Raw genomic sequence first — 17,168 nt, forward strand, 5'->3', positions numbered from 1 at the left:
GTTGGTTCCGGCAAAGGTTCTGGGGTTGGTTCCGGCAAAGGTTCTGGGGTTGGTTCCGGCAAAGGTTCTGGGGTTGGTTCCGGCAAAGGTTCTGGGGTTGGGGTTGGCAAAGGTTGCGGGGTTGGGGTTGGCAAAGGTAGCGGGTTGGGTACCGGAGTTAGTGTCGGCGTCGGACTGATGACTGCTGGCGCTGTCGGAGTGGGTTTGGGCCGCGAATTGTTGAGAAATGAGCCGACTAAAGCCCAGGAACCGAAGCCAGTCAAGATTACTAAGCCCGTCAGCAGTCCGATCGCAGCGATGGGATTGTCCCAAACAGAGTTGCCAACAGGCTCACTTAGCGGATCTGGCTGGTTTTGCGGGTGGGAACTCTGGGCGGCGGGCTCTGGCGGCCTGCCCACGGCCACCGTTGCTATTAGCGAAGGGTTTGTCGGCACCACTGCTGGCGCGGGCGGTACAGTTGGCTGGGTAGGTTTAGGATTAGTTTGGCCCTCGAGTGCTTGGGCGACTTCGCTGACAGATTGATATCGATCGCCCGGAGACCGGCTCAACATCCGATTCAGCACCAAAGCCAAACCTGTGCTCACCTGCACTCGCTGCTGCCAATTCCACTGCAGCGTCGTTTGATCGAGCAATTCCTGCGGTTCTTTGCCTGTCAGCAGGACGATCGCCGTTACAGCTAAAGCGTAGAGGTCGCTGCTGGCAGTTGCCCGCCCGCTTTGCAACTGTTCCATCGGCGCGTAGCCGATTTTACCCACTGTTGTCGCGTGGGCTGTTCCTTCGGGAGACTGAACTTTGGTGGCGAGTTCCTTCACCACTCCAAAGTCAATCAGCACCGGCAACTGGTCGTTTTCCCTGCGAATTATATTTTCTGGGGAGATGTCGCGGTGGATGATGCCGCGGGCGTGGATGTGAGCCAGTACCGGCAGCATTTGCCGGATAAATACCAAGACTTCGGCTTCGGTGAAGCTGCGACCATTTGAAGTTCGATCGAGCAACAGTTCGCGGTAAGTCATCCCTTCCACGTAATCCTGCACTAAAAACAAACGCTGATTCTCTTCAAATATTGCCCGAAACTGGGGAATTTGCGGGTGCCCAATTTGGTAAAGTATTGCTGCCTCTCTTTGAAACAATTCCTTCGATTTTTCCAAAACGTAAGGCCCGCTTTGCACCGGAATCAATTCCTTCAGGGCGCAGCGTTCTTGAAACCGTCCCAAATCTTCTACTAAATAAGTCCGGCCAAATCCCCCTTGACCTAAAATATTCACCAAACGGTAGCGGTTTTGTAGGAGAGTTCCAATAGCAATAGGTGGCTGCATAAGTTTAAGTAGAAACTGTTAAATAGTTGACAGTTGACAGTTGACAGTTGACAGTTGACTGGGGATTTAAACCCGTTCATCAACAATTGCTAATTGTCCAGTGTTAAAAAATAGACGATCCTGCTAGGTCTTTAACACTCAATAGCATACTTCACTGTCTCTCGCTCCCAGTCCCGACCAAAGTTAGCATCTTACGTTTTTTGACGCAACTTTGAGCAACCAATTTTTTTTTAGATTTAAGGAGGGGGCAACCACGGGGGGTTTGCCCCTACATTTCCGATGTTTTGGGGTCGATCGAATGACTGCTGATGGTACTGTCAACTAACAACTGTCAACTGTCAACTGTCAACTGTCAACTGACTAAGCTTTGCTTTCACCATGTCTTGAATTCTGTTACCGTCTGCTTTGCCCTTAAGCTGCTGCATTGCCTTGCCCATCACCTTGCCCATATCTTTTGCAGAAGTAGCGCCAACCGAAGCAATCACTTCGTCAACGACTTGACTCACCTCTTCGTCTGACATCTGCGGTGGCAAATACTCTTCAACAATTGCTAACTCCGCCTCCTCTTGTGCCACTAAATCTTCGCGGCCACCTTTGCGGTATTGTTCGATCGAATCCCGGCGCTGTTTGGCTATTTGCATCAAAATTTCCATTTCTTGAGCTTCTGTCAGCGTGTCTTGCCCGGAAGGACGAAGGCTGACTTCTTTTTCGAGAATAAATTTCTTGATGCCGCGAACTGTTTCCAAGCGAACTTTGTCCTTGGACTTCATGGCTGCTTTGATTTCTGCGTCAATGCGTTCTCTTAAGCTCATCGATTTCTACCTTGCTTTGCCCGACATCAAAAATCTGAAGTATGCTTCCGATTCTTAACTTTTTTTACAGTATTTTTCAAGTTTATTGCCTGTTGGTGGCTTTTTTATCGCATTGAACCCGGATGCCTTCGGCTTTCGACTGAATTTGGGGTGGCTGCACTTGCAGCCTCAGCCCCAAATTGACTCACGCTAGAACTTTTAGACGCAGGGGCACAAGTGCGATCGTACTTCTCCCAGTACAGAGTTCGCTAGAACCCACATTCCGCACCCTGGGGGTGTCACACAGCATAATTACGCAGAATACTCTATCTTTACAGTAATAAATTATGCCTTTAAAAAGTAATTTATCCGTTAATGTACGGTATTTTAGTATAACTTAGAGTTTTATTAGTGGATAAAAATAAGTAAAAACCGATTGTGACCGTTGAAAGTGCCGAAAGTGGGCTAGAAACCCGGTTTCTCGGACATATTTCTGCAAGTCCTATTCAATTCGCCTAACTTCACACTTGTGGTCGCCCCGAAAGTTAAATCTCTCAAAAATTTGGCTGAATATTTCTAGTTTCAGATGGTAAGATATCGATGGAATAAACGTCCTGCAAGAGGCCTGCTGTGATCCGTTCTGCTACTTTACCGCTTCCGCTTCCCGAGCCGCCGGTTTCCGCTCATGACCGTCTGCGGCTGTTCTCCGGTTCTGCTAATGTTCCCCTCGCCCAAGAGGTGGCTCGCTATCTGGGGATCGATTTGGGGCCGATGGTTCGCAAGCGGTTTGCTGATGGGGAACTCTACGTTCAAATTCAAGAATCGATTCGGGGTTGCGATGTTTACTTGATTCAGCCAACTTGCTGTCCGGTAAACGATCGCCTCATGGAATTGTTAATTATGATCGATGCTTGTCGCCGCGCTTCGGCCAGACAAATTACTGCTGTCATTCCCTATTACGGATATGCTAGGGCTGACCGCAAAACGGCCGGAAGAGAGTCGATTACTGCAAAATTAGTGGCTAATTTGATTACGGAAGCTGGGGCCGGTCGCATTTTGGCGATGGATTTGCACTCGGCTCAGATTCAAGGTTATTTTGACATTCCTTTCGATCACGTTTACGGTTCGCCGGTGCTTTTGGATTATCTGGCGAGCAAGCAATTGACGGATATTGTTGTGGTTTCGCCGGATGTTGGCGGAGTCGCTAGGGCGAGAGCTTTTGCCAAAAAGCTTGGTGATGCTCCCCTGGCTATTATTGACAAGCGCCGCCAAGCTCACAACGTGGCAGAAGTGATGAATCTTATTGGTGATGTCAGGGGCAAAACTGCTGTGTTGGTGGACGACATGATCGATACTGCCGGCACGATTTCTGAAGGGGCCCGATTGTTGCGCCGCGAGGGTGCGAGGCAGGTTTATGCTTGTGCTACTCATGCGGTGTTTTCGCCTCCGGCGATCGAGCGTTTGTCGAGCGGGGTTTTGGAAGAGGTAATTGTTACGAATACAATTCCTGTGCCGGAAGAGAACCGTTTTAAGCAGTTGACGGTGCTTTCGGTAGCGAATTTGCTCGGAGAAACTATTTGGCGGATTCACGAAGATAGTTCTGTTAGCAGTATGTTCCGCTAGACAGGAAAAGCGCTTTTTGAATGTTTGTTTGAGGGTGCGTTAAACTTGTTAACGCACCGTTTTTTTTGTGAATAGTGTGATACGTTTCCTGCGGGTAATAAGCCCAGGCCCCTCTAAATTTTACTGTCAAGTGCCATCAAATTCTTGTGGAGTGGGCGTCCCGCCCGCCCGGAGAATACAATTTAGATGCCCAACAGCTTATCAAGTTTCTCGGTAAAATAACGGTTATAACTTTGTAGTGAGGACTAAAGTCCTCATAAAAATTGGCTCAGACTTTAGCTCTCACTACGAACCAATGTGACGATCGGCGATCGATCGCACTTGGTACCACCGGAACAAGAGATGCTAAAATTCTATCTTGTTGTTGGAAGAGGGCGACTTTTTTATATTCTAGATAAGTCTCATTAAAATAAGGAGCCAATAGGGAAAAATCATGAAACATTCACTTGTACGAACAGTGGCCGCACTGGCAGGTTCAGCAATTTTAACACTCGGGGCGATCGGTTCAGCTAAAGCATTTACTTTTGACGAAACCGAAATTAGCCAAGACCGAGTAATTGTCATCGCCCAACCCCGCCCTTTCGGCGGCTACCAATTGCTAATTTTAGAACAAGTATCTGACAAGCGACAATGCTGGAGCGAAAGTGGCTCTAATCCCGTGAAAGTCGATCCATTATTAGTTACTTTTGATTTCACCGGTATTTGTGGCCGCGCAACAGACAGCAACGGCTTTTCAATTCGCATGGCAGGCAGCGATTTAGCATTAAAATACACCCTGACATTGGAAACTGTTGATGGCAATGTTCTTCTAATGGGAACTCCGGTAGATTACCAAGGTAAATCGGTAATTATCGGTCGCACAAACGGTGAGGTTAACGACTTCATGAAAATCAGTCTCGATCCTGCTTGGCGCTTGAGTAAAAGAGCTTACCAAGGCCGCACATTAGGCCACTTTTATTTCACTACCAATCAATCCGCACCGGGAGAAATTGGCAATACCGAAGCAATACCGCAACCAATACCAATACCGCAGCCAATACCGCAACCAATACCAATACCGCAGCCATTACCGCAGCCAATACCAATACCGCAGCCATTACCGCAGCCAATACCAATACCGCAGCCATTACCGCAGCCAATACCGCAGGAAATACCAATACCGTAGGCAATACTGGCTTTTCTACAATTCGGAGATAGCTACCGATGATATCTACGCTTCCGAAATTAAAGAAGTTGTGGGCTTTGGGTTTGTAGCCCGGTTTTATCAAAATAATGCTTTGGGGCCGCAACTTGCTGTTAGCAGAGAGCAATTGGTATCTTTAGTTGGGGAATCTTTGAAATGAATACAAGGTGCTAATATCACCTTTTCTAGCCATGTTTCTATCCGTCCATTTAGCGACTTTGATATTTCCCGCTGGAGTGCCGGAAAACTTCTATTGGCACGGAACAACAAGATAGTTAGCTAATATCAAGATGGAACTTTTAAACCTACCCAGCCCGTCACTCGCGCTGAATTGATGGCGGTGCTGCCAAAAGCGGCCGAATTTGGTTTGTCGGCGGGAATTCAGCCGAATTTAGTTGTTAAAGAGCGGTATAAAACTTTTTCAGACACTCAGAATTATTGGGCTGCTTCTATTATTACTCAAATGTCGGCTTATTGTTCTGTTGCTGCCGCTATTAACGAAATTGGCAATCGGTTTGCTTTCGATAATTATGCAAAGCGGAATTACGCCGCGGCTACTTTACGGATGGTGAAATGCGTCAAGGCTCAGTAGGATTATTGTAGGGTGCGTCACGGAAGCGAATGCAAAATAATTGGGATTTTCCCAAGTGACTCACCCTACCTGATAATAGTAAGTCACAGGAGGAAGTACAAAATAATTGGTGTTTTCTAAAGAGACGGGCCCTATATTAAGTGGACATTTGTCAACTGTCAACTGTCAACTGTCAACTGTCAACTGTCAACTGTTTACGCTACACCATAATCAGTATAGGGCCGTTTGTATGGCGGTTGCAATCCCAAAATAATATCCTCTCTCGGTACTCCCATTGCAACTAATTCCTCCGCAGGATTTTGCTCTGTCAAATTTTGCTGAAGCCAGATTTTTCCATCTTTGATGTCAATGTGAATGAAGGTTTGATAAATCCGGGTTAAGTGTTCCCAGCCGACATTCATCCACTGATAATGATCTCGTTCTGTGTCGCAGATAAGTTGCACTTCGACTTCATCATCAGAAACATCTTCTTCGGCATAACGGCTCATTAATGTCTGAACGTATTGACGATATTGAGTTAGTTTGTCCATTGCACAATTACCTCATTGGTTGGTTAATAGTTATATGTACTCTTGTCAAGGACGGGCAAGATGCCCGTTCCACAATAAAATCAAGTTTTGTGGAACGGGCAAGATGCCCGTTCCGGCACTGGCGTGTCCCTACTGATGGATTTTGGGGAAATCACATTTATGTTCGCGATCTAGATAATGATTTAGGATTACTATAGTTATATTTTGTACTCTTGTCAAGAACGGGCAAGATGCCCGTTCCACAATAAAATCAAGTTTTGTGGAACGGGCATCTTGCCCGTTCCTAAACAAGTAACTGATAATGGTGCAAGATATCAGTTAATCAGGACTAAAGTCCTTACTACAAACCTGTTCGTAATCAGCACTTTAGTGCTCATCATATCGTTTCCTTGGGTTTTTTCTTAGATGGCTTTTTAGGAGTTTTCGGGACGGCGATTGTATCTGATTCTTGCTGTGTGATGTCGGGGGTTAATTTGCACAAGTCATTTAAGGAAAGTTTTTGCTGAGATTCAAGTTCGTTGAGTCTGTTTGAAGCTGTTTCTAATATTTGCTTTCCCTGTCGGACTTGGATAGTAGTTTTATTTTCTATTCCATCTAGCAACACAAAAATCGAGACTGTTTGCCAAATATCTAAATCGTCGCCGACGACATCGCAAGCAGAGACAATTTTGCCGTTTTCTGGGGCGTGAATTCCTAAGCCGGAATCTTGAATTAACGGCTGGATTTCTGCTAGACTTAAATTCGCAAGGTCGCTAATTTTATGTTCGAGGGATACTAATTCTGCTAAATCTGGTAAGTCGATCGATTCTGCGGCTACAGCATCGAATTTAAAGGTAAGAGTTTGATTCAGCGGATCGGAAATGGCGTAAATTGATTGAATTTGCGATCGACTAACCGCAACTTTATCGAAAAAATCTCCACCTTGCGGGGCGATCCTCTTCGTTGATGAGCCTCCCGTAGGGGCGGGCTTCGCTAACGCAATTCGCCCATTTTCAGCCACCTCCAAGGTTTCCAAACTAACCAGAGTCGCCGCCGTAGTCTTCACAAAAATCTCGTCTAACCCCAGCAAATCCGCCAATTCCTTCAAAGTTGGCGCAGGTTCAAACTCAACACCCGCCCGCAAAATGAACTCTTCCAACACGTTAAACTCGCGCGGTTCACTAATCGCCACCTCCAGCGGAGTTTGACGGATTGCGAAGCGGAATTGACGCGCCGCCAACACTGACAAACCCGGATTTTGTTGCTCAATTTGTTCGGCTAGCGAACTTAAATTCGAGTCTATTGGTTTAGTTGAGGACGCTAGAAACATCTACAAAACCTCCGCAGTGACGCACCGTTTTTGAAACTTCCTGATACATTTTTCCGACAGTACCTGTTTGTTGGGTAAATAAATCGTGGCAGCCGACAACTACCAGCAATTCTTGAGCGCGGGAAAATGCCACATTCACCCGTTCCGGTTCCTTAGCAAATCCAATATCGCCCCTAATATTATTACACACTGTGCTAACAATAATTACAGGTCTTTCCATGCCTTGGAATATGTCAACCGTACCAGTGCGGATGCTCAAAGACGGAAATTTTTCGGCTTCGATTCTGTCTTTAATTGCATTTAATTGAGCGCCGTAAAAAGTGATAATTCCGATTTCTTTCGGCGGTTCGCCGATCGCAACTTTGGGCCGCCAAGCAGCCTCCATTTGCTCGCACAAACGCTCGATCGCATCAATCTCCTTGACATTCAACCGCGAAGTACCCTGTTTTTCCTCTTCAAATCCTTGTCCGATGGGCGTTTTTACCCAGAGAATGTGATTATTTTCTTGAATGATTCTACCTGCGAGGTTGTGGGCGCGCTTGGTGTCAGCTTCCTGAATGCCACAATTGAGTTTTTGTTGGTAAAACTGATTGATTGCGCCCATAATTTGCGGGTGCATTCGGTATTGAGTTGTCAGCATTTTTTTGATGCTGTCGCTGGCATTCTCAAACAATACTTTGAACAAAGATTCTTTGATGAAGCTAAGTTCGTCTCCGGTACAACCGATGTCTTCGGCAATATCGTCGATCGTACTTTGATTAAACATCGGTGGCAATTGCCTGTGATCGCCAACTAATACTAACTTCCTGCCTTTCAAAGCCGGAATTAATAACTCTGGGGGAGTGCATTTGCTAACTTCGTCAATGATGACTGCATCAAAGCTGGGAAAGTTTTTAGTAAAATCGAAACTAGCAGCCTGCACGCAAGTAATGCCGATCACGTTGGCATTGTCAATATAAATTTGCTTTAAATCGTTGCGGTCTTTTTCTGATGGATTGCGGAGTTTTTGAATCCAATCAGTCACAAACGTTTGAGAACGATTTAGGGCTGTTTCTTCTTGTTCTAATTTTCGCTGCCAAGTTTTGAAAAGACGCTTAATTTTGCTTAAAAAATCTACGCTGAACAATCCTGTATTGGGAACTTCTGGCCCGTATTGTTCCGGGATTTTTTTCCAGGTTGATTCCCACCAATTCCTCTCAGCAAGTAATGCTGCTGTCGGTTGCTGCTGTTGCAGTTGAGCGGTAATTCCGCTCAATTCTGTTTGAAGTTCGGCGAGTTGCTGGTGCGAAGTTGCGGCGGCAATTTGCAGCGGAGATAAATGATCGTCAAGAGTGTTTTTGATTATCTCCAAAATCCCAAAAGCATCTAAGTCAGCAATCGATTTTTCAAGCTGAATGGCGCTGGCTTTCCAAGCCTCAACTTGCTTGACAAAATGCTGCGGTTGCTCCCAAATATTCGATTTTTGGGCGAGATATTGTTCGGATAAAATCCGCAATTTTTCAGGTACATTTGGCTGTTGGACAATTGCTTGCAACAAATTAGTAACTTCGCTAATTTGTAAGTTTGCCTCTTGCTGCGCTGTTTCTACCTGAAGTTTAGCGGCGGATATTTGCTGCTGGTTCAAGGTTTGACCGATTTTATCTAATAACTGTTGCTGTTTGATCAGTTGCTGATCGGTTTCGGTTTTCAGGGGAACCACGCACTGACGGGCATTTGCGAGGATACTGTGCAGCAATTCTTTGACTAGGCGATCGAAGGTAGCCTGGATCTGATTTGGCTGCAAGGATTCACTGTAAAATTGTTGAATGCTACTTAAGAAAGTGCCAGCTTTTTCTATGATGAATTTGCGCTGACTTTGACTAACTTGGGAATAGCTGGCGAAGTCTTTGGCTAGCTGCTGCCATTGCGTACGATCGCCCGCAGAGAGCACGATCGGCGTTTGACTCAAATTTAGGTGCAGAAACTCGCTAAACCGGAACTGTTGCCCTTGTATGTCCTTAAAACCTGCGTTTGCTTCGTGGGATACCGCGTTTCGCAACCGATCCAAATCGGGCAAATTTATTTTGCATTTGGGCGGCACGATCGGCAATTTGAGCGATCGGGCAATTTTCAACAGTCCCACAGGCAATTCTACCATTTCATCGGTCAGGATCGCGCCCGTTTCCCAGCAAGTTTTCACAACTTCATAGAGTCCCGTATCCGCTGTTTCAATCCACTGTGCAACGGCGACGACAACGGCTGTAATTTCCGCTTTTCGCAGTTCCAAATTCTTGATTTTCTGTTCGAGATTGTGGCGGTGTGTCTGATTTTGCCGATCGCCCAATTCGAGTTGATTAACAGCCTCCGACATCTGCCGCGACACCCGCAACGACTCCGCAACCGTTGAGATAGCGTGACAAACATCATCAGCGCGATCGAATGCTATCTTAAATTCCGCTATTTGCGCTGCTACAGTTTCCTGCAGCCAAACCCCAATCCCAAACGCGCCACAAGCAGGGCGAGCGAAGCCGATTTGAATAGCATTGCTAGCGGCAATCCGAACATTTGCCATAAAGTTTTCTACTAAAACATTACCTTCGGAATAAGGTTTTAGTCTGGGCATAAACTCGGCAACTTCGGGAGATTCCCAGTTGACATTCGGCGCATCCAGCAAATTTACTAGCCCACTAGCTAGAGATTCAATATCGCTTTTTTCGGTTAAATTACGTTCATAATCTGCTGCTTGCTGGTTGCACTTTTCCTCAATATTTGCTTTACTGTCGTGCAGGTGTTTTAGTTCATTAAAAAAAGCTTTTTCGGCGGCACAGTAGGCGGTAAATCGCTCTGATTCTGCCAGCATCTGCCGCAAAAATTTTATATTATTCAGGCGCTGCGAGAGCTTTTCTTCGCAGTCAGTCGCCGTATTTTGCAACCAAGTGCCGATCGCATTTTCCTCTAAAAACGGCTGTCCTTCTTCCTGCACCTTATGAGCTTTTCCTTTCCGCAAAGCCCGAATCGCTGGATTGTGAACTAACCGACTCAAAGCATTGTCTACAGCCAAATTTGCTTGCGAAGCAATCAGCGTTTTGCCGCCCTGACGGGCAATTTGATAGCAAATTTCCGCAATCACAGTCGTTTTGCCCGTTCCCGGCGGCCCTTGAATCAAAATTAAATCCCGCGCCGAAAGCACCGTTTCTACGGCAGCAAGTTGGTCGTCATTAGCATTGCGATTTAATAAGTTTTCCCTATTCAATTTAATCAGTTTTTCGGGTATTCTCGCCTGAGAAGAGTCGAATAAAAATTCGCTCAAATAGGGATTTTGAGCGCGGCCATCTGTCAGCATTTTTAAAGCTTTCTTCTTGCGTTCAATCTGACTGATATCGCCCGCCGCCTCAAAATATAAGAATCCTTGTTTGGGTAATTGATATCTACCGCCCGCCATACGATCGCCCAAATCAACATCTAACTTAATGCGTAATTTACCATGTTCAAAGTCTATTTCGGCGATGCTGCCTAATGTCTCTCCATCGCGGCTGCTTCTGCTTCCGGGCGGCGAATCAAACAGGATAATTTCTTCATTTCTGGCTTTTTTCAGCCTTTCGCGAAAGTCGCCCAATTCTAAGGGATTTTCCTCGTAGCCGTCAAGAGTTGCGGAATTACGATCAATTTCAAAAGTGACGATTTTAAAGCCTGAACCGTAATTGTGCGCTCGGAAAGGCACGCAAAATTGACGCGCTTCCGCGATGCGTTTTTCCACATTTAAAAAAGTATGCCAAATTTTTAGTTGTTCGGTAGTTGGTATGTGTCTGTCGTCCCAAAAGGGCATTTTTTGGACGCGGGCGATCGACTTTACAGGAATTGGCGCTCGACTGTTAGCCAAAAGTCGCAACTGAACCGGCAAAGCATACCCATCTTTTCTTCCTCTCGGAAGCGCCACCAAACCAGCATCCAGCAGCTTTAAACCGCCAATTCCGTCTTCAACACGTACAGTTGCTAACAACCGCAAAGTGCGATCGGCTTTTTGCAGCAATTGAGGTAATTCAAAATCATCTCCATCCGTAGCAAGAATCAACTCCCAGATTTCCTCTTCCGAAAATCTCTCATTTACCTTTTGGCGGCGCACATAAAAAAGATTGTGAGATTCGCCGGCTATCTCCGACATCAGAAGTTCCGCACGATCTCGGCATTCCCAATCGCAATATTTCGCTAAAGCCGCTTCCCCTTCTATATCGCGAATAAACTTATTAATTGTGCGATCGCCACTAAATTTATATCCCCAATCTTCTGTTACTAAAGATGGCATATTTTGATGTTAGATTTTAGATTTGAGATTTTATCTTGGATTTAAGATTAGCACATCGGAACTTGTGCCGACAGAACCGCTAAATCCCAAAAAAGATTAAGGTGTGCAATGCACACCCTACCACCATCGCAAGTAACCGTACAGGCGACGGGCGATCGAATTAAACAGTTCAGAATTAAAAGGGCGAATGATGGGAATTGAACCCACGAATGGTGGTACCACAAACCACTGCCTTAACCACTTGGCTACACTCGCCATATCTTTTGTAACTATAGCATCAGATCTCAGCACAAGTCTAGGGGTAAAGCAAAAATATTTTGAAATATTTCTGAGCGTCCCTGAACCGGACAGATCGATTGTGCCTTAAATCCAACGCACAGTAAGAGTTTAGCACAATTCTCGCTCTGCGCGATCGGCCTGTGCGATCGGCAATTATCTCGCCCACAGCAGTCATCTGGCCTGGGTTCGGCAGCTTTGGCAGCGTCCCGATTCGATCCAGCGCATTAAAATAGCCTTATCAGCCCTGGCGCATCTAAATTTTACACTCCAGTTTGATAAAACTCACATCTGGCACCATTCTCACTTAACAGGCAAGATGCCTGTTCCACAAAGAATGAATTTCTTGTAGGGTGCGCTCTTCTAGCCCGCCCCTACAAGCCTGACTGAGAATGGTGCAACATCTCAGATGAAATGCTTGTGGGGTGTCCCGCCCGCCCGAAAAATACAACGCAAGAAGCGGGACAGCTTATCCCACACTGCATGAGTTATCAACCATCTCTCTTCTCTCTCTTCTCTCTTCTCTCTTCTCTCTCTTCTCTATTCCCTCTTCCTACCCTTCGGGAACGGCTTCGCCGAACGCGCAGCTTCGCGTCTTCGCGGTTCGTTTAAAAAAAAGTCTTGTCCGCCATCTAAAATCAAAAATCAAAAATCAAAAATCAATATGAGCTACTGTATCAACCCAGAATGCCAAAATCCTCAAAACTCCAACACCGCTAATTTTTGCTTAAACTGCGGCTTTAACCTGTTGCTAAGACAGCGATATCGCCCGATTGAACTTTTAGGTAGAGGCGGATTTGGTAAAACTTTCCTAGCAATTGATCAAGACATCCCGTCTCTACCCCGCTGTGCAGTCAAGCAATTTTATTTTTACGACCGTGACCCCGAAATTTTCAACAAAGCCCTTGAATTATTTCGGCAAGAAGCCGTCCGTTTAGACGAGCTCGGAAAACACCCGCAAATCCCCACATTATTAGCGGCATTTGAACAAGAAGGTCATATTTATTTAGTTCAAGAGTTTATAGACGGGCAGACTCTTAAACAAGAATTAGACAAAAGTGTCTACGATGACAATCAAATTTGGCAACTGCTGCAAGACTTATTGCCCGTCTTGCAATTTATCCACGACAAGCGCGTCATTCACCGCGACATCAAACCCGAAAATATTATCCGCCGCCAATCGGACAACAAACTCGTATTGATCGATTTCGGCATTGCCAAACTGCTGACTGATTCAGCCATGCTTCGTCCAGCAACGCTCATTGGCAGTCAAGATTATGTAGCTCCCGAACAAATGCGCGGCAAAGTATTTCCGGCTAGCGACCTTTACAGTTTAGGTGTGACTTGCATTCGCCTAATGACCCAAGTTCCTCCCTTGGATATGTACGACTGCAACAGCGAGCGCTGGTGGTGGCGGGAGTTTCTCCCCAAAGCCACGAGTATTAGCGACGAGTTAGGCGAAATTTTAGATAAATTGTTGCAAACTCATCTCAATCAGCGGTACAGTTTTGCTACGGAAGTTTTGCACGATATCAAAGCAGTTTTAGATATTCGCCATCAAAATTTGCTTTCGCCCGAAAAACCGATCATCGCTCCTGCTGTCAGTAATAGCCACAACTCAACCGATATCAGCGCGCTACAAACTCCTGATTCTCCCATTTTACCCACAAAATCCGTCGCCAATTGTGCAGAAACTTTTTCCTTATCTGTTACTTCAAATCTCGATAAAGCTCTAATTTCTGCACGGGGAGTTGATTATACCAAACTGCGAGAGTTTTTGTCTGACAATAAGTGGAAAGAAGCCGATCGCGAAACTTGGACTCTGATGTGTCAGTCTCTTTCCCAGGAACCGGGAACTCAGCTAGAAATAAGCCAAATTTACCATATCCCCTGCCAAGATTTGCAAACAGTCGATCGCCTTTGGTTGCACTACAGTCAAGGTCGGTTTGGCTTCAGCGTCCAAAAGCAGATTTATGAAAGCGTTAAGGGAGACTATATCAGATTTTGCGATCGGGTAAACTGGCAAACCTACAATTCTGCTAATACTTTAGGGCAGATTAAATTTAGTCAGCAAGCACCAATCGGACACCTCCCCTCTCGCAGTTGGGTTGGCGGCATTCAGTGGCTGCGGCATCTCGATGCCCTGTCAGCAAAATTAACCGAGTGCGACAATAATCCTGCTCCTAAATTGTAATTTGGTCTACCGACTCACTAAGTAAAATTTCATATTTAAACTCTACCTGAAAGCAGAGAAATTTGTCGAGCTAGATGTATCCATCGACCGAGGCTGGGTGCGATCGCTTGTCGCACAATGGATTCTGAAGGTGAACACAGCTACAAGTCTGCAATCCTCAGACTGTAGCAACAGAATTAAAGAGAGGTATCAATCCATGTTTTTTCACAAAAAACAATTAATGGCTGCGGTGACTGTAGACGAACCCAACCCCCGTTTTGCCCAATTGCTGCTAGAACAGTTTGGCGGAGCAACCGGAGAATTGACAGCAGCTCTGCAATACTGGGTGCAGTCCTTTCACTGTGAAGATGCAGGGATTAAGGATATGCTCCAAGATATTGCAATAGAAGAATTCAGCCACTTAGAAATGGTGGGGCAACTCATCGAAATGCACACCAAAAACGTTGACCAAACAGAAGCTTACAAAAGCACTTTGTTTGCGGTGCGTGGCGTAGGCCCACACTTGTTGGACAGCCAAGGTCAAGCTTGGACGGCAGCTTATATCAACGAAGGCGGGGAGGTGGTGCGCGATTTGCGCGCTGATATCGCTGCGGAAGCAGGAGCTCGCCAAACCTACGAAGAGTTGATTAAACTAGCACCGGATATGGGAACGAAAAAGACGCTGCACTTTCTGCTGACTCGCGAAATTTCTCACACTCAAATGTTCATGAAAGCTTTGGAATCGCTGGGTAAACTCACGGATCCGATGTTCGGCAATATTCCGCCAGATTCTACTGTGGATCTCTACTTTAACTTGTCTACAAATGGCAAGGATGAACGCGGCCCTTGGAACTCGGAACCTACTTTCCAATACATTGCCGATCCCGCTCCCAAAGGTTAATGTGAGATTTGTCTAGGGTGTGTGGCTTAGAAGATTTAAGCCCAGTATTAAGTAATTTTTAAGCCGCGCACCTTGTTTTGTAAGGTGGGCGGCTTAGAAGATTTAAGCCCTGTGTTGAGTAATTTTCAAGCCGGGTACTTTGCTTTAGTTGTTAGAGGTGGGTGACTCGGAAGCTTCCGGTTGAGGGTTGAGTATTTTTCAAGTCACGCGCCCAACGGTGTTATAATTATTTGAAATCCCGATCGAACATTAACATCAAATCTATATTGAAATTGCGATCGACCTATTTATTAGTCTCTCACGGCAGCCGCGACCCCAGACCCCAACTAGCTTTGGAAAACCTAGGTCAACTGCTGTCTCAAAATTTGGCTGACTCCTTCCCCGCAGTAGCAACCGCCACCTTAGAACTGGGCCCCGCACCGCTGCACGAACAAATTTGCAGTTTTGGCGAACGTACCCTGTCGCTGGGACTGACAGAATTGCAAATCCTGCCTGTATTTTTATTGCCGGGAGTTCACGTCGCCGAAGACATACCGGCAGAGGTGGAAATTGCCCAAAAAACTTTTGGTGACAAGCTAAAAATTGAATTGCGCCCGCATTTAGGTTCCCAGGAAGCAGGCTTAACACAATTGGTAAAAAGTCAGATGCAAGAGGTGACTTTTCTCCCCAATCTGCTATTGCCAAAATGGATTTTATTATCTCACGGCAGCCGTCGTCCCGGAGGTAACTCGATTGTTGAGGAAATCGCCAGCAAACTAGGTGCACAGACAGCTTATTGGTCGGTAAAGCCGAGTTTGTCAGAGCAAATTGACAGTTTGGTTCGTGGTGGACAGCAGCAAATAGGGATTGTGCCATACTTCTTATTTAATGGAGGAATTACAGATGCGATCGCCAAAAATGTCGCACAGCTAAAGCAGCAATTTCCTGCGGCGGAACTTCATCTCGCAAATCCTCTAGGCGCAAGTGTACAATTAGCAGACTTAATTGGGAATTTAATTCAAAAATGAACCCCAGAGGCAAAGCAGAGTTCAGTTGACAGTTGACAGTTGACAGTTGACAGATGAGTGCGACCTCTACCTAGAAGGAAGAGGATTGAAGTAATGAATCGTCTTCTTTTAATTTCTCGCCTTTAAGGGAGAGGCTTTAAACCAATTTTTTCTGGTAAAGGAAGAAAGAAAAATGTCTTTAGGAAAAGTGTATTTAGTAGGTGCGGGGCCCGGAGATCCGGGTTTGATGACCTTGAAGGGAAAAGCTCTGTTAGAGTGCGCGGATGTGGTGATTTACGATGCTTTAGTCAGCCCTCAAATTTTGGCAGCAATCAACCCCCAAGCAGAACGAATTGATGCCGGAAAACGCAAAGGTCGTCACTCGTTAATGCAGGATGAAACAACTCAGTTAATGATAGAAAAAGCTGGAGATAATGCGATCGTAGTTCGTCTCAAAGGCGGCGATCCGTTTATTTTCGGGCGCGGCGGCGAAGAAATGGAAGAGTTGGTAAAAGCTGGAGTGTCAGTAGAAGTCGTCCCCGGCGTAACTTCTGGGATTGCGGCCCCTGCTTATGCGGGAATTCCTTTAACACATCGATCGTACAGTTCCTCTGTCACCTTTGTCACCGGTCACGAATCAGCGGGAAAATATCGGCCGGAGGTAAATTGGCAGGCGATCGCCCGCGGCTCGGAAACCATTGTAGTATACATGGGAATCCACAATTTGCCTTACATTATCGGTCAGTTAACAGCAGCCCAATTGAGTGCAGAAACGCCAATAGCGTTAGTGCGCTGGGGAACACGGCCGGAACAAGAAGAATTGATCGGGACTTTGGGTACAATTGTAGAGCAAGTTGAGGCGATCGGATTTTCAGCACCTGCGATCGCAGTAATCGGAAATGTCGTCAATTTGCACTCGATATTGTCTGGCTGTCGGCCAGTTTCTCAGACTGTAGAATAAGCGGGAAAATTGGGTCAGAAGCGATCTAATTTCGATCGCTTTGATTTCGCTCCCTCTAAGGTGCCTCGCCAGCGGGGACAATCGCACCCTTAATGTCATTCCGATGTCATTCCAGGACGCATCAATGACATATTTACAGCATATTCCATGTAGATGTAGATCGCGATCAACCGGGTTTCGAGCAACAGAATCAGTAAGGATGCGAGAACTGTAAAGAAACCCGGTTTCTGAGGTGTATTTTATAC

The 17,168-nt window shown here is 46.0% G+C and carries 13 protein-coding genes, 1 tRNA gene and 1 pseudogene; 8 read left to right on the top strand and 7 right to left on the bottom strand.

Features of this window, described 5'->3' with window-relative positions:
• On the bottom strand, positions 1-1,316 hold a 1,316-nt coding region (locus QUA58_RS04875; protein ID WP_333393204.1), incomplete at its 3' end, for a protein kinase domain-containing protein.
• 338 nt (positions 1,317-1,654) lie between these two features.
• Positions 1,655-2,128, bottom strand: a complete 474-nt coding sequence (locus tag QUA58_RS04880) for a GatB/YqeY domain-containing protein (protein ID WP_333248884.1) — start codon at positions 2,126-2,128, stop codon at positions 1,655-1,657.
• Positions 2,129-2,737: 609 nt separating this feature from the next.
• On the opposite strand from QUA58_RS04880, the gene QUA58_RS04885 reads away from it, so the two are divergent.
• Positions 2,738-3,730 carry a ribose-phosphate pyrophosphokinase gene (locus QUA58_RS04885; RefSeq protein WP_006635514.1) on the top strand — a complete coding sequence of 331 codons (993 nt, stop codon included), beginning with the start codon at positions 2,738-2,740 and terminating at the stop codon, positions 3,728-3,730.
• Between the two features lie 268 nt (positions 3,731-3,998).
• Here the strand turns inward: QUA58_RS04885 and QUA58_RS04890 are convergent, their stop codons facing one another.
• The gene (locus QUA58_RS04890; protein WP_333393205.1) at positions 3,999-4,172 is read right to left on the bottom strand and encodes a hypothetical protein; all 174 of its coding nucleotides are present in this window, start codon (positions 4,170-4,172) and stop codon (positions 3,999-4,001) included.
• Here QUA58_RS04890 and QUA58_RS04895 point away from each other — a divergent pair.
• The 3 genes and pseudogenes from QUA58_RS04895 (at position 4,164) to QUA58_RS04905 (ending at position 5,505) form a co-directional block, all read left to right on the top strand.
• Positions 4,164-4,895: a DUF3747 domain-containing protein gene (locus tag QUA58_RS04895; RefSeq protein ID WP_333393206.1), complete on the top strand. Its 732-nt coding sequence runs from the start codon at positions 4,164-4,166 to the stop codon at positions 4,893-4,895. The two genes, QUA58_RS04890 and QUA58_RS04895, sit on opposite strands and share 9 nt — an antisense overlap.
• Positions 4,896-5,196: 301 nt before the next feature.
• A pseudogene (locus tag QUA58_RS04900) lies at positions 5,197-5,247 on the top strand (S-layer homology domain-containing protein); the annotation flags it as partial.
• A gap of 6 nt (positions 5,248-5,253) precedes the next feature.
• Entirely contained in the window at positions 5,254-5,505 is a 252-nt protein-coding gene (locus QUA58_RS04905) for a hypothetical protein (RefSeq protein WP_333393207.1), read from the top strand.
• A gap of 194 nt (positions 5,506-5,699) precedes the next feature.
• Here QUA58_RS04905 and QUA58_RS04910 read toward each other — a convergent pair whose 3' ends face one another.
• The 4 genes from QUA58_RS04910 to QUA58_RS04925 form a co-directional block, all read right to left on the bottom strand.
• Positions 5,700-6,035 carry a XisI protein gene (locus QUA58_RS04910; protein ID WP_333393208.1) on the bottom strand — a complete coding sequence of 112 codons (336 nt, stop codon included), beginning with the start codon at positions 6,033-6,035 and terminating at the stop codon, positions 5,700-5,702.
• A 376-nt stretch (positions 6,036-6,411) separates the two neighbouring features.
• Positions 6,412-7,344 (bottom strand): hypothetical protein, encoded by a 933-nt coding sequence (locus tag QUA58_RS04915; RefSeq protein WP_333248874.1) that lies wholly within the window; start codon positions 7,342-7,344, stop codon positions 6,412-6,414.
• The gene (locus QUA58_RS04920) at positions 7,322-11,626 is read right to left on the bottom strand and encodes an AAA domain-containing protein (RefSeq protein ID WP_333393209.1); all 4,305 of its coding nucleotides are present in this window, start codon (positions 11,624-11,626) and stop codon (positions 7,322-7,324) included. The genes QUA58_RS04915 and QUA58_RS04920 overlap by 23 nt, the downstream gene beginning before the upstream one ends.
• A 182-nt stretch (positions 11,627-11,808) precedes the next feature.
• Positions 11,809-11,881: transfer RNA gene (locus tag QUA58_RS04925), tRNA-His, on the bottom strand.
• A 685-nt stretch (positions 11,882-12,566) separates the two neighbouring features.
• Here QUA58_RS04925 and QUA58_RS04930 point away from each other — a divergent pair.
• The 4 genes from QUA58_RS04930 (at position 12,567) to cobA (ending at position 16,923) form a co-directional block, all read left to right on the top strand.
• The gene (locus QUA58_RS04930; RefSeq protein WP_333393210.1) at positions 12,567-14,096 is read left to right on the top strand and encodes a serine/threonine-protein kinase; all 1,530 of its coding nucleotides are present in this window, start codon (positions 12,567-12,569) and stop codon (positions 14,094-14,096) included.
• A gap of 196 nt (positions 14,097-14,292) precedes the next feature.
• Positions 14,293-14,976, top strand: a complete 684-nt coding sequence (locus tag QUA58_RS04935; protein ID WP_333393211.1) for a manganese catalase family protein — start codon at positions 14,293-14,295, stop codon at positions 14,974-14,976.
• 230 nt (positions 14,977-15,206) lie between these two features.
• Complete coding sequence (locus tag QUA58_RS04940; protein WP_333248864.1) at positions 15,207-15,983, top strand: sirohydrochlorin chelatase; 777 nt, start codon at positions 15,207-15,209, stop codon at positions 15,981-15,983.
• Between the two features lie 172 nt (positions 15,984-16,155).
• Positions 16,156-16,923, top strand: coding sequence for a uroporphyrinogen-III C-methyltransferase (cobA, locus tag QUA58_RS04945; protein WP_333248862.1), 768 nt, complete (start codon positions 16,156-16,158; stop codon positions 16,921-16,923).
• The last annotated feature ends 245 nt before the right edge of the window (positions 16,924-17,168 follow it).

Origin of the sequence: Microcoleus sp. N9_A1 (assembly GCF_036701795.1) — a bacterium.
GTDB lineage: Bacteria > Cyanobacteriota > Cyanobacteriia > Cyanobacteriales > Microcoleaceae > Microcoleus.